General features: G+C 70.8%; 11 protein-coding genes. 7 read left to right on the forward strand and 4 right to left on the reverse strand.

All coding sequences use genetic code 11. From position 1 onward, the window contains the following. The first annotated feature begins 59 nt into the window (after window positions 1–59). The gene (locus ACKUB9_RS11390) at window positions 60–932 is read left to right on the forward strand and encodes a DMT family transporter (protein ID WP_407522069.1); all 873 of its coding nucleotides are present in this window, start codon (window positions 60–62) and stop codon (window positions 930–932) included. Window positions 933–1,129: 197 nt separating this feature from the next. Here the strand turns inward: ACKUB9_RS11390 and ACKUB9_RS11395 are convergent, their stop codons facing one another. After that, a complete protein-coding gene (locus ACKUB9_RS11395) occupies window positions 1,130–2,059 on the reverse strand; it encodes a LysR family transcriptional regulator (RefSeq protein ID WP_407521924.1) in 930 nt (309 codons plus the stop codon). Window positions 2,060–2,251: 192 nt separating this feature from the next. Between ACKUB9_RS11395 and ACKUB9_RS11400 the strand changes: the two genes are divergently transcribed. The 3 genes from ACKUB9_RS11400 (at window position 2,252) to ACKUB9_RS11410 (ending at window position 6,181) form a co-directional block, all read left to right on the forward strand. After that, window positions 2,252–3,694: an aldehyde dehydrogenase family protein gene (locus tag ACKUB9_RS11400; protein WP_407521926.1), complete on the forward strand. Its 1,443-nt coding sequence runs from the start codon at window positions 2,252–2,254 to the stop codon at window positions 3,692–3,694. 129 nt (window positions 3,695–3,823) lie between these two features. After that, on the forward strand, window positions 3,824–4,570 hold the full coding sequence (locus tag ACKUB9_RS11405) for an SDR family oxidoreductase (RefSeq protein WP_407521928.1): 747 nt from the start codon (window positions 3,824–3,826) through the stop codon (window positions 4,568–4,570). Between the two features lie 99 nt (window positions 4,571–4,669). Continuing rightward, window positions 4,670–6,181 carry a fumarate hydratase gene (locus ACKUB9_RS11410; RefSeq protein ID WP_407521930.1) on the forward strand — a complete coding sequence of 504 codons (1,512 nt, stop codon included), beginning with the start codon at window positions 4,670–4,672 and terminating at the stop codon, window positions 6,179–6,181. A 274-nt stretch (window positions 6,182–6,455) separates the two neighbouring features. Here ACKUB9_RS11410 and ACKUB9_RS11415 read toward each other — a convergent pair whose 3' ends face one another. Together ACKUB9_RS11415 and ACKUB9_RS11420 are read right to left on the reverse strand one after the other, a co-directional pair. Next, window positions 6,456–7,049 carry a glutathione S-transferase family protein gene (locus ACKUB9_RS11415; RefSeq protein ID WP_407521932.1) on the reverse strand — a complete coding sequence of 198 codons (594 nt, stop codon included), beginning with the start codon at window positions 7,047–7,049 and terminating at the stop codon, window positions 6,456–6,458. Window positions 7,050–7,063: 14 nt separating this feature from the next. After that, window positions 7,064–8,269 (reverse strand): ABC transporter substrate-binding protein, encoded by a 1,206-nt coding sequence (locus ACKUB9_RS11420; RefSeq protein ID WP_407521934.1) that lies wholly within the window; start codon window positions 8,267–8,269, stop codon window positions 7,064–7,066. A gap of 343 nt (window positions 8,270–8,612) precedes the next feature. Between ACKUB9_RS11420 and ACKUB9_RS11425 the strand changes: the two genes are divergently transcribed. Both ACKUB9_RS11425 and ACKUB9_RS11430 read left to right on the forward strand, forming a co-directional pair. Continuing rightward, entirely contained in the window at window positions 8,613–9,815 is a 1,203-nt protein-coding gene (locus ACKUB9_RS11425) for an iron-containing alcohol dehydrogenase (RefSeq protein WP_407521936.1), read from the forward strand. A gap of 131 nt (window positions 9,816–9,946) precedes the next feature. Continuing rightward, window positions 9,947–10,312, forward strand: a complete 366-nt coding sequence (locus tag ACKUB9_RS11430; RefSeq protein ID WP_407521938.1) for a GCG_CRPN prefix-to-repeats domain-containing protein — start codon at window positions 9,947–9,949, stop codon at window positions 10,310–10,312. A gap of 211 nt (window positions 10,313–10,523) precedes the next feature. On the opposite strand, the gene ACKUB9_RS11435 is transcribed toward ACKUB9_RS11430, so the two are convergent. Continuing rightward, window positions 10,524–11,282: a sensor histidine kinase gene (locus ACKUB9_RS11435; RefSeq protein WP_407521940.1), complete on the reverse strand. Its 759-nt coding sequence runs from the start codon at window positions 11,280–11,282 to the stop codon at window positions 10,524–10,526. A gap of 558 nt (window positions 11,283–11,840) precedes the next feature. On the opposite strand from ACKUB9_RS11435, the gene ACKUB9_RS11440 reads away from it, so the two are divergent. Beyond that, the gene (locus tag ACKUB9_RS11440) at window positions 11,841–12,482 is read left to right on the forward strand and encodes a response regulator (protein ID WP_407521942.1); all 642 of its coding nucleotides are present in this window, start codon (window positions 11,841–11,843) and stop codon (window positions 12,480–12,482) included. Window positions 12,483–12,692 lie beyond the last annotated feature (210 nt).

Raw genomic sequence — 12,692 nt, forward strand, 5'->3', positions numbered from 1 at the left:
AACGGACCCGCTTTGCGCGTCTGGCGTCGCACGGGGTGTCGGTGCGCAGTCTCGCGGCGATGCTCGTGCTGGCCCTGATGTGGGGTCTGTCGATCCCGGTGACGAAGCTCGGCCTCGTGACCGTGCCCCCGTTGACGCTGACCGCCATGCGGTTCGCCGTTGCCGTGCCGCTGCTGTTCCTCTTCACGCTGGGCCAGCCCCGGCTTCGGCTCCGGGCGCTGCCCCACGCAGCCGCGCTGGGGGTGCTGGGCATCGGCGTGGGTCAGGTCGCCCAGGCGTTCGGCATCGCGGGCACGGCGGCCTCGGTCGGCACCATCATCTCGGCGACGATCCCGGTCTTTGTCGTCGTCTTCGCCGCTCGCCGTCTGAGGCAGCCGGTATCCGGACGGCAGCAATTGGGTCTGCTGGCAGCCTTCGCCGGTATCGCCCTCGTGGCCTTCGGACACGGCCAGGATGGCGGCACCATCCTGGCTTCGACCGTGAGCGGCGCGGCCTGGATGCTGCTCTCGGCGCTGGCGATCGCGTTCTACTACGTCTGGAGCGTCGAACTCACGGAGGCGTATGGCACCGCTCCCGTGGCGGCCTGGAGCACCTTGTTCGGGTTCCTCGCGCTGCTGCCCTGGGCAGGCTGGGAGTTATGGCAGGTCCCGATCCACATCACGGCTCAGGCCGTGGGCGTGGCAGTCTATCTCGGGGTCATGGTGAGCGTCGCGGGCCTGTTCCTCTGGCTGCATGTGCTGCGCACGGTGCCTGCGCCGGTCGCGGCAGGCGTCCAGTACCTGCAACCCGTGTTCGGCATTGCGGCGGCATCCCTGATGTTTGGCGACAGGCTCGGCCTCCTGTTCGCTGCTGGCGTCGTCCTGATCCTGGGGGGACTGACTATCGCCGTAGCGGGTAGCCGCAAGGCCGAAGAAGCCGTCCCACACGAATGATCCTCGTGGGTAAGGCGGCTGAACCGAAGAGCCGTTGAATGGCTGAATCGTCCGCTTCAGCCCGCGATCCGAACATTCGCCGCGCGATCATCGAGCCTCCGCGCCCCACCCCCAGCAGCCCTCCGCACAGTCGAGCCGATGGGTCCAGACCTGCAGGACATGTCGCCGCTCCGACCACCGCCGCATCAGCCCCCTCGCTACGCCTGCCCGGCGACCACGATCTCGGCGGTCAGGGGATCGCGCACGGCGTCCTCCAGGCAGCGGATGAAGTTGCGCACCGCCGCCGTCATCAGGAGGTCGGCCCCCTGCACCAGGGCGAGCGAGGCCGTGGGCGTCGGCGGGGCGAGCCGGAGGTAGGAGACGCCGGGCGCCCGGATCTGCCGCATCGAGGCGGGAACGAGCGCGACGCCGACGCCCGCCGCCACGAGGTTGACGGTCGAGGCCATCTGCGGGGCCTCCTGGACGATGCGAGGGCTGAAGCCCGCCCGGCCGCAGGCCGCCACGATGGCGTCGTAGAGCAGCCGGCCGTTCGCCCGCGGGTAGACGATGAAGCGGTCGGCCGCGAGGTCGGCGAGGGCGATCCTCGCCTCGCCGGCCAGCCGGTGCTTGGCCGGCAGGGCGGCCCAGAGCGGCTCCTCCGGGAGCGCCGTGCAGCGCAACCCCTCCGTCTCGTCGGCCGCCGCGCGCAGGAAGGCGAGCTGAATGCGGCCCTCGCGCAGGGCGCGCAGCAGGACCGCCGTGACCTGCTCCTGCAGGTCGAGCTCCAGGCCCGGATAGGCGTCGCGGAAGCGGCCGATGGTGCCGGTCACGATCGGGTTGAAGGAGGCCGAGGAGGTGAAGCCGATGCGCAGCTGCCCGAGTTCGCCCTTGGCGGCGCGCATCGCCGCCGCGGCGCCCTCCTCGGCGGCGGCGAGCACGGCCTTGGCGTAGGGCACGAAGGCGCGGCCCGCCTCGGTCAGTTCGACCCCGCGGGTGAGCCGGTGGAAGAGCTGCGTCCCGAGCTCGTCCTCCAGCTGGCGGATCTGCTGGCTCAGCGCCGGCTGGGCGACCCCGAGCCGCTGGGCCGCGCGCGTGAAATGGAGTTCTTCGGCCGCTGCCAGGACGTAGCGGAAATGCCGGAATTCCATAAGCCAGATGCATCGCCTGAGGACCTGCACCTTATTAGACCTTATCGGCCCGGGGGGCTATGGTTCGCCCAATGAGAGCCGCCGCAGACGGCGCTCGGAGGAAACGTCGTCGTCCGCGGGAGCCTTTCGTCGAGGCGCGCGGAGGCTCGCCGTCCGGCCGGCGCGGTTCTCCCCGCACAGGAGCCTGCTGCCATGTCCCGACCCTCGAACTTCATCGGTGGCGAATGGACCCGCTCGTCCGGTGAGGCGGTCCTCGACGTCTACGAGCCGGCCACCGGCGCGGTCATCGGCACCATCGCCGACAGCACCCCCGAGGATGTCGACCGCGCCGTCGCGGCGGCCCGGGAGGCCTTCGACCACGGACCCTGGGGCCGAACCACGGCACTCGACCGCAGCCGCCTGCTCATCCGCCTCGGCACGCTGATCCAGCGCGACGCCGACCGCCTGGCGGCCATCGAAGCGCGTGACACCGGCAAGCCTGCGAGCGTGGCCAAGGCCGACATCGTCGCGCTCGCCCGCTACTTCGAATTCTACGGCGGCGCCGCCGACAAGCTGCACGGCGAGACGATTCCCTACCTCGACGGCTACTTCGTCACCGTCACGCACGAGCCCCACGGGGTGACCGGCCACATCCTGCCGTGGAACTACCCCGCGCAGATGTTCGGGCGCACGCTCGCCCCTGCGCTCGCGGTCGGCAACGCCACCGTGCTCAAGCCTGCCGAGGATGCCTGCGCGACCGCGCTCGCGCTCGCCGACCTCGTGAACGAGGCCGGATTCCCGAAGGGCTCCGTCAACATCGTGACCGGCCGCGGCGCCGGTGCGGGCGCCGCCCTCGCCGCGCATCCGGGCGTCGACTTCGTGTCCTTCACCGGCTCGCCGGAGGTGGGGCAGATCATCCAAAAGCTCTGCGCCGACCACTTCATCTCCTGCACGCTCGAACTGGGCGGAAAGTCGCCGCAGATCGTCTTCGCCGACGCCGACCTCGACGCGGCGATTCCGGTGATCGTGAAGGCGATCATCCAGAACAGCGGCCAGACCTGCTCGGCCGGCAGCCGCATCCTGATCGAGCGCAGCGCCTACGACGCGGTGATCGGCCGGCTGAAGACTGCCTTCGCGGCGGTGCGGGTCGGCCCGCCCGAGATGGATCCCGATTGCGGTCCGATCATCACCGAGAAGCAGCGCAAGCGCGTCCAGGGCTTCATCGACCGGGCCGTCGCGGACGGGATCCCGATCCTGGCGCAGGCCGAGATCGCCGAGGGGTCGCCGTCGAGCGGCTACTACGTGCGGCCGACCCTCTTCGGGCCGACGCCGCGCGACAACGCCATCGCCCGCGAGGAGGTGTTCGGCCCCGTGCTGGTCGCCCTCCCGTTCGAGGACGAGGCCGACGCGATCGCGCTCGCCAACGGCACCGATTACGGCCTCGTCGCGGCGGTCTGGACCCGCGACGGCGGGCGCCAGATGCGGTTGTCCAAGCGCGTGCGCACCGGGCAGATGTTCGTGAACTGCTACGGCGCGGGCGCCGGCATCGAACTGCCCTTCGGCGGCTCGGGCAAGAGCGGCCACGGCCGCGAGAAGGGCTTCGCGGCGCTCCACGACTTCAGCAAGACCAAGACGACCGTGTTCAACCACGGCTGACGCCGCTAGCGCAGGCTTCGATCAGGTCGAACCGTGAAGCCTGCTCTCGGTTTTTGATTTTGCCGCATTTTCTGCGACGAACCGGCATCCACTTCGTCGGAAAATGCTCCAGTTCGGGGAGGAGGAGCCATGCGGCTCGAGAACAGGATCGCCGTCGTGACCGGCGGCGCCGCCGGGTTCGGCGAGGCCACCGCCCGGCTGTTCGTGGAGAACGGCGCACGCGTCGCCATCGCCGACCTGAACGGCGACAAGGCGGAGGCGGTGGCGCGGTCGCTCGGCGAGGACCGGGCGATCGCGGTCCGGACCGACGTCTCGTCGCGGGCCGACATCGACCGCCTCGTCGGCGAGGTCGCGCGCCGCTTCGGGACGCCGGACATCATCGTCAACAACGCCGGCTACACGCACCGGAATAGGCCGCTGCTGGAGGTCGACGAGGCCACCTTCGACCGGGTCTTCGACGTCAACGTCAAATCGATCTACCACATGGTCCAGGCGACGGCAGCGGCCATGCGCGACAACGGCGGCGGGGTGATCATCAACGTCGGCTCGACCGCCGGGATCCGGCCGCGGCCGGGGCTGACATGGTACAACGCCTCGAAGGGCGCCGTGAACCTGATGTCGAAGTCGCTCGCGGTGGAACTCGCGCCCTGGAAGATCCGGGTCAACGCGATCTGCCCGGTGATGGGCGCGACCGGCATGCTCGAAGACTTCATGGGCGTGCCCGACAGCCCCGAGAACCGTGCGAAGTTCATCGCCACGGTGCCGCTCGGCCGGCTCTGCGAGCCGCCGGACGTGGCGCAGGCCGCGCTCTACCTCGCCACGGCCGACTTCATCACGGGCGTCGAACTGCCGGTCGACGGCGGGCGCACGGTGTGAACGGGTGCCGGCATCGGTCCGCCGCCGGATGAGACGCAGGTAGCATCCCCTCTCCCGTGCGGGAGAGGGGATGCTACGATTCTCTGGAGAGCCACGCCCATGCCCGTGATCAAGGCCGCGGATCTCACCGACAGCGTCGCCGACGCGCTGCAATACATCAGCTACTACCATCCCCTGGACTACATCCAGGCGCTGGCCGGGGCCTATGAGCGCGAGGAATCGCCCGCCGCCCGGGACGCCATCGCGCAGATCCTGACGAACAGCCGGATGTCGGCCGAAGGCCATCGCCCCGTCTGCCAGGACACCGGCATCGTCACGGTGTTCGTGAAGTGGGGCCAGGGCTGCACGCTGGACTCGGAGGCGAGCCTCCAGGCCGTGATCGACGAGGGCGTGCGCCGCGCCTATCTCGATCCCGCGAACCCGCTGCGCGCCTCCATCGTCGCCGACCCCGCCTTCACGCGGAAGAACACCCGCGACAACACGCCGAGCGTGGTCCATGTCGAACTCGTCCCGGGCGACACCGTGGAGATCACCGTCGCGGCCAAGGGCGGCGGATCGGAGAACAAGGCCAAGTTCAAGATGCTCAACCCGTCGGAATCGCTCGTCGACTGGGTGATGGAGACGGTGCCGCTGATGGGCGCGGGCTGGTGCCCGCCGGGCATGCTGGGCATCGGCGTCGGCGGCACGGCGGAGAAGGCCATGGTGATGGCCAAGGAGTCGCTGATGGCGCCGATCGACATGGCGCAGCTCAAGGCGCGCGGCCCGGCGAACGACATCGAGGCCCTGCGCATCGAACTGCACGACAGGGTGAACGGGCTGGGCATCGGCGCCCAGGGGCTCGGCGGCCTCACCACCGTGCTCGACGTCAAGATCCTCGACTGGCCGACCCACGCCGCCTCGAAGCCGGTGGCGATGATCCCGAACTGCGCGGCGACCCGCCACGCGCACGTCGTCCTCGACGGCTCGGGCCCCGCCTTCCTGCCGACCCCGGATCTCGCCGCCTGGCCCGACGTGGCGTGGGCGCCCGACGCCCAGGCCCGCCGGGTCGACCTCGACACGCTCACGCCGGCCGAGATCGAGACGTGGCAGGCGGGCGACCGGCTGCTCTTGTCCGGCCGCATGCTCACCGGCCGCGACGCCGCCCACAAGCGCATACGGGACATGCTGGCGCGCGGTGAGACGCTGCCGGTCTCGTTCGAGAACCGCGTCATCTACTATGTCGGGCCGGTCGATCCGGTGGGCGAGGAGGTGGTGGGGCCGGCCGGTCCCACGACGTCCACCCGCATGGACGCCTTCACGGACATGATGCTCGGCCAGGGGCTGCTCGCCATGATCGGCAAGGCCGAGCGCGGGCCGGCGGCGATCGCGGCGATCAAGGCCCACCGGCGCGCCTATCTCAGCGCCGTGGGCGGCGCTGCCTACCTCGTCTCGCGCGCCATCCGGTCGAGCCGGGTCCTCGCCTTCGCGGATCTCGGCATGGAGGCGATCTACGAGTTCGAGGTCAAGGACATGCCGGTGACCGTGGCGGTCACGGCCGAGGGCGAGAGCGTGCACGCCACGGGACCGCGGGTGTGGCAGCGCCCGCCCATCCGGGCAATCGGCGGCGCCTGAGCCGCGTCGTCGGAGAGGCTGGAGCCGACGAGCGCCGGTCGGCGCTCGGGCTCGAACCAGTCACCGCGCCCTTTTCCCAGACGACTGGAGCGCCAGCGGAAGGAGATCCGGGACCCAGACACATCATGTCGCGAAGCGTCCGCCTTCAGTGACGGTGCCGCCACGCGGAAGCCGCTTCGCGGCCCCTATCCCCTGAAGCCCGAGTCGCATTCCGCGGACGCTGCATGCGCCCGGGAAAGAGGGGTGATCGTGGCGTGATCCGATCAGCCGGGGCTCACGGACGCGGTGCGGTCTCGCTGACGGAGCGCCGGTCGGCATGCGCGTCGCGCAGGGCCGCGATCCGCGGGGCGAGACTGCGCCAATCCTGGTCGGGGAAGCGGAAGACGAGGTAATCGAGCGCGGTCACGGCCGCGATGGTGGCGAGGTCGAACGGGCCGGGCCGGGAAGCAGGCAGCGCCGCGTCGAGGCGCCGGAGCCCCTCGCGCATGGTGCGGTAGCGCTTGGTGCCCACGAGGCCCGTATCGAAGTCCGGCGCCGATTTGCGCCCGATGATCACCGCGACCGCCGCGTCGAACACGCCGATCGCGAGCCCGGCGCAGGCCAGGGCGCCGGCGTCCCCGGTAAAAACGGCCGGCTCGGGCCGGACCGCTTCGAGGTGGCGCAGGATCAGCAGCGCTTCCGGCAACCGCACGCCCTCGCGGGTGACGAGGGCCGGCACGCGGCCGGCCGGATTGGCGTCGAGGAAGGCCTGGTCGTCCGCCCAGGCATCCACGAACACGGTCTCGACCGCGTCCTCCAGGCCCTTCTCGATCAGCGTCATGCGGACGATCCGCACGAAGGGCGAGGTGGGGTTGGCAAACAGCTTCATCGTGCGCGCTCCGGTCAGCCGGCGGTGAGGGGGCAGCCGCTCTTCTCGGCGGGGGTGAACAGTTTTTCGCCGGGGATCGTCTCCACGATGCGGTAGAGATCGGCCTTGCTCTTCGACTCCTTCGGGCTCTTCACCTCGACGAGGGACATGTCCATGACCACGCGGCCGTTCGCCTGGATGCGCGGGTTGCCGTAGATCCCGTCGGTGATCGGCGTCTCCTTCATCACCTTGTTGACGATGGCCGCGTCGTCGGTGCCGGCCTTCTCGACGGATCTCAGGTAGTGCAGGGTCGAGACGTAGGCAGCGGCGTGGCCCATGGTGGGCACCACGTTGCCGTTGCGGGCCATCAGGCGCTTGGCGAAGGCGCGGCTGGCGTCGTTCGCGTCCCAGTAGAAATTCACCGCCATGCGGATGCCTTGGGCGACGTCGAGGCCGAGCGCCGTGGTGTTGTTGGTGAAGACCAGCATCGCCACCACCTTCGAGGTGATGCCGAACTCGCGGGCCTGCTTGATCGTGTTGACGAGGTCCGGGCCGGCATTGGCGAGCCCGATCACGTCGGCCCCCGAGGCCTGCGCCTGGATCAGCTGCGAGGACAGGTCGGTGGCGCCGAGCGGGTGGCGGATCTCGCCGAGCACCTTGCCGCCGGCCGCCTTCACGGCCTTGCCCGCATCCGCCGCGAGGCCGTGGCCGAAGACGTAGTCCGCGGTGATGAAGTACCACGACTTGCCGCCGGCCTGCACCACCGAGCCCGCCACCGCGTTGGCGAGTTCGCCGGTCGAGGGGACCCACTGCGTGCCGTAGGGCGAGCAGTTCTGGCCGGAGAACGGCGAGGCGTAGCCGCCGGTCACCATCGTGGTGATCTTGCGGTCCCGGGCGTAGGATTGCACCGCGAGGCCGACCGAACTCGCGCCCCCGAGCACCAGGGCCGAGACGCCGCGCTGGTCCACCAGCTGCCGGGCGAGCGCGGAGCCGATATCCGGCTTGTTCTGGTGGTCGACGCCCGTCACCTCGATCGGGCGTCCGAGCACCTTGCCGCCGAACTCTTCCGCGGCGAGCTGGGCGGCCAGCACCATGTTCGGGCCGCCGTTGCCGGAATACATGCCCGACAGGTCCTCGATCACGCCGATCCGGAACGGCATCTGCGCGCCGGCCGGCGCGGCGAGGCAGGTGGCGAACAGGCTGGCGAGCGCGAGGCGTCGCGTCCAGGTGGTGCGCGGCATGGGCGTTTCCTCAGGCTGCATCGTCGTTGCGAGCCCGGTTCGGGCGTCGGAGCGATGCTGGTGGATCGCGCCGATTATCGTGATGAAGGACAATCCGCGTCCAATATCGGCGGGCCGCCTCTTCCATCGTTTTCGCTTATGGGAGCCCGTGGTCTTGGGCCGGACATCGATCTGACGGCCAAGCTGCCGGCTCGTGCGGCGCCATCATGTCTGATTATGGGTTTCGTCTGCGGTTCCTATTGGACGCGGCCCGCGCGGGGCGTCAACACCAAGGGAAGAGAGGCCGATCCGCCCCGTGCAGCGCGGGATTCAAGGAGCGGCCCGCCTTCGAGGAGACGTCCGCATGATCACCAGCTTCTACATGCCGACCCGGATCGTCGCCGGCCAGGGCGCGCTCGCGACCATCGGCACGCTCGCCCGCGACCTCAAAATGACGCGGATCCTCGTCGTGTCCGATCCCGTCATCTCGGCGCAGGGCTTCCACGCCGCCGCCCTCGACGCGCTGGCGGAGGCGGGCCTCCCGGTCGCGCGCTTCGACGAGTGCGGGATCGACGCGCGCTGCTCCCACATCGACCAGCAGGGCGAGCGGGTGCGGCGCGAGGGCATCGACGGGATCGTGTGCATCGGCGGCGGCTCGGTGATGTGCACCGGCAAGGGCATCGCCATCGTGGCGACGAACCGCAAGCCGATGGCCGAGTGCACCGGCGTCGGCCGCTTCGACCGCAAGGCCCTGCCGATGATCATGGTGCCGACCACGGCGGGCTCGGGCTCCGAAGTCTCGCAATGGACGATCGTCAAGGACGAGGAGCGCCACCTCAAGCTCCTCGGCGGCGGTCCCCTGAGCTTCCCGGACGCGGCGCTCCTCGATCCCGCCACCCTGCGCTCCCTGCCGATGCACGTTGCGGCGCTGCCGGCCGTGGACGCGCTCACGCACGGCGTCGAGGCCTATCTCAGCGGCATCGCCTCGCCGCTCACCGATGCGGTGGCGCTCGCGGCGGTCCGGCTGCAGCACGCCTCGCTCAGGGCCTCGATCAACGCGGACGACGACCGCGCCCGCGAAAACAACCTCGTCGCCTCCTGCATGGCGAACATCGCCTGCGGCAACGCCCGCCTCGGCCACGGCCACGCCCTGTCCCTCCCCCTCGAAGGCCATCTCGACCTGCCCCACCCCTACGGCGTCGGGGTGCTGCTGCCGCACGTCATGACCTTCAACCTCGCGGTGCTGCCCGAGAAGGTGAGGCCGCTCGCCGAGGCGCTCGACGTCGAGACCGCCGGATTGTCGCGCCAGGAGACGATCGCGGCCTGCGCGGAGGCGGTGCGGGCGCTCTACGCCGACATCGACTTCCCGGATCGCTTCACGGCCGAGCAGCTGCCGCGGGACCGCGTGCGCGAGATGGCGCGGCGCGCGGTGCCCGGCCTCTATGCGGGGATCGCCGCCCAGGGCTTCGATCCGGCCACGGCGCACGACCGGACCGTCATCGCCAGCCCGGCAGCCCGCCGGATGACGGTGCGCCAAGCCGAGGAGATCTTCGAGCGCTGCCTGTAGGCCCGCCCGGCCTGCGGCCCGCGTCCCGGACCGCAGCTCAGGATTCTCACCCGCGGCAATGCGGGTTCTCCCCGATGGGGCCGCCCTCGCCCATCCGCTAGCCTCTCGACCGTCCGACTCGGGAGGAGAGCATGAAGCGGCTGAGACTGTTGTCGCTCGCGGCCTTGACGCTCGGCCTGTGGCTCGGGGCGGGCTCGCTCGATCCGGGCCGGCCCGGAATCGCTCCCGCGCTGGCGGCGGGAGGCTGCGGGCCCGGCTTCCACCGCGGCCCCTACGGCGGCTGCCGACCGAACGTCTACGGCGCGCCTGGGGTTTACGGCTATCGCGGCGGCGGGGTCTACGGCTACCGGGGCGGCGCCGTCTATGGCGGGCGCGTCTACCGCGGCGGCCGGGTCTACGGCGGGCGCGCGGTCTACGGCCGCCGCGTCGGCGTCTATCGGGGCGGCGGGTTCCGGGGCGGCCGGGTCTACGGCGGCGGCGGGCGCTTCCGCCGCTGAACCTGCACATGGGGGGTGGCCCACTGCGGGCGGCGTCATGCTCCGTCCGTGCGCAGCATGGCTGTCCGGGGACATCGATGGCGCGGGGAACCCCTCTCCCGTGCGGGAGAGGGGCAGGGGTGAGGGTCCCGGGAGGGATCAGCAAGGGGGCGCAACGGTGCCCGCTACCAGCATGACGGGTGGTGGATCTGCCTGACCCGTCCCGCTCCCCTCACCACGCTCCCCGCGGCCCCACCTGGACCCTCACCCCTTCCCCTCTCCCGCACGGGAGAGGGGTTCCCGCGCCATCCTTGTCGAGATTTTTTCCTGGACAGGCCTGCGTGCGCAGGGGCAGGGTCGCGGTGACACGCAGGCCGTCCCCGGACCGCCTGACCGTCAGGGTGCCGCCCAAGGCTGCGAGCCGGCTGCGCATGCCCCGGATGCCGGCTCCCTCGACGACCGGAGCCCCCTCGATGCTCAGACCTGGGCTCGGAGCGGACGCGGCGCGCCGTACGGTCCCATCCGCCACGGACAGTTCCAGTCGCCGCCACCGCCGGACGCGGAGGGACAGGCGGGCCTGCGTCGCGCCGGCATGCCGCTGGACGTTGGTGAGCGCCTCCTGGGCGACCCGGTAGAGCGCCAGTTCGGCCTCTGGCGGCCAGCGGCGGTCCACGATCTCCGCGGCGACGCTCACCGCCACGGGGATGCCCGCGCGCCGCGCGAACCCGTCCGCCAGCGTCGCCAGGGCGACGCCCAGGCCCGCCTCCTCCAGAAGCGGCGGATGGAGGACGTAGGACAGCGTTCTCAGCTCCGCCACGCTGGCGTCGAGCAGCGCGCGCGCCTGTGCCAGGGCCGCGCGCACCTGCGGCGGCGGATCCGTGATGGCGCGCTCGACGATCCCGAGTTCGTACCCGGCCGCGATCAGGTTCTGCCCGGTCGTGTCGTGCAAGTCCCGCGCGATGCGCCGACGCTCCTCGTCCTCGTGGCGCAAAATCCTTTCCAAGACGGCGAGCCGGCATCCTCGCCCGAGTCGGTGAGACGCCTCCGACGCGACCGGCGTCGCTCGGCCGGGGCCGGCCGGTTCGGTCTCGCGTCGCGCGCGACCCGGTTCCACGTGCGAGCCTCCTTGCAGGACCGCTCATGAGGCTGTGGCGGGGCATGACCCGACACGTGGCCGGGCCTCGTGTCCGGCCGATATCCTGCGGGGACCAGGAGCCCCAGGCGAGCCTTCTCGCCCTGACGGTCTCGTCGGCCCCAGCCAGGACATCCTATCGAAGACGCTGAAACTCAACGCGGAAGGCGATCGGTGATCCGAAAGGCAGACCACATCCTCTTGCGAAGCCTGTAACGTATCTGCGCTGTACTGATCGGCGCATTAACAAAGTATCGGGGGTTTCCACCTGTCCGGCTCCGGATTCACCCTGATTGCGCGCGGGAGGGCGAGCCGGGGATTGTACCAGCCCGGCGCGTCCTTCCCGCGTCGTGGCCGAAGCCGGTTGCGAGGCGGTCGTGGGTGCGGCGAGGTGACGAATCGGGAGGACGTGATCGCGTGTCGGTGACCATCCTGACGGTGGATGACCACAGCGCCATCCGTCACGGCGTCCGGGCCATCCTCGAAGCACGGGATGACTTCGCGGTCGTGGCCGAAGCGAGCACCGGGGCCGAGGCCATCGACCTCGCCGCCCGGCACAGGCCGGACGTCGCCATCATCGACTACTCGCTCCCGGTCATGAACGGTTCGCAGCTCACGCGCCGCATCCGGGAAGCGAGCCCGGGGACGAAGGTCCTGGTCTTCACCATGCACGAGAGCGAGGCGCTGGTGCGCGAGGTCCTGGGCGCCGGTGCGCGCGGCTACCTGCTGAAATCCGACGCCGACCAGCAGCTCATCGCCGCCGTCGAAGCCCTCGCAAGCAACCAGCCCTACTTTACCGGCCGGGTGAGCCAGACCCTGCTGGCCCACTACCTCGCGCATCCCGCCGAGGGGTCCGAACCCGCCGCCCTCACCGCGCGCGAGCGCGAGGTGGTGCAGCTGATCGCCGAGGGGCTGTCGAACAAGCAGGTCGGCCAGACGCTCGCCATCAGCCTCAAGACGGTCGAGACCCACCGCGCCTCGGCGATGCACAAGCTGGGCTTGAGCACGACGGCTGCACTGGTCCGCTACGCCGTCCGCAACAAGATCATCGAGCCCTGAGGCTGTGCGCGGTCCGGCGTTCAGGATCCGTCTCCGGATGATCGCGGGTTTTCCCCGATGGGTCCCGGCGCGGCGCGGCTCTACTCTCGCGGAGGTGAATCTCATCAGTCGGGTGCCGACACGGGACTGAACGCCCGGGAGACGCTGCGGCGTCAGCGCGGCGGGCAGGTCCGTCGACGCTGCGCCCACGCCGCCCGGATGGGCCGTCCT

The sequence above is a fragment of the Methylobacterium oryzisoli genome, assembly GCF_046557895.1.
Classification (GTDB): Bacteria; Pseudomonadota; Alphaproteobacteria; order Rhizobiales; family Beijerinckiaceae; genus Methylobacterium; species Methylobacterium oryzisoli.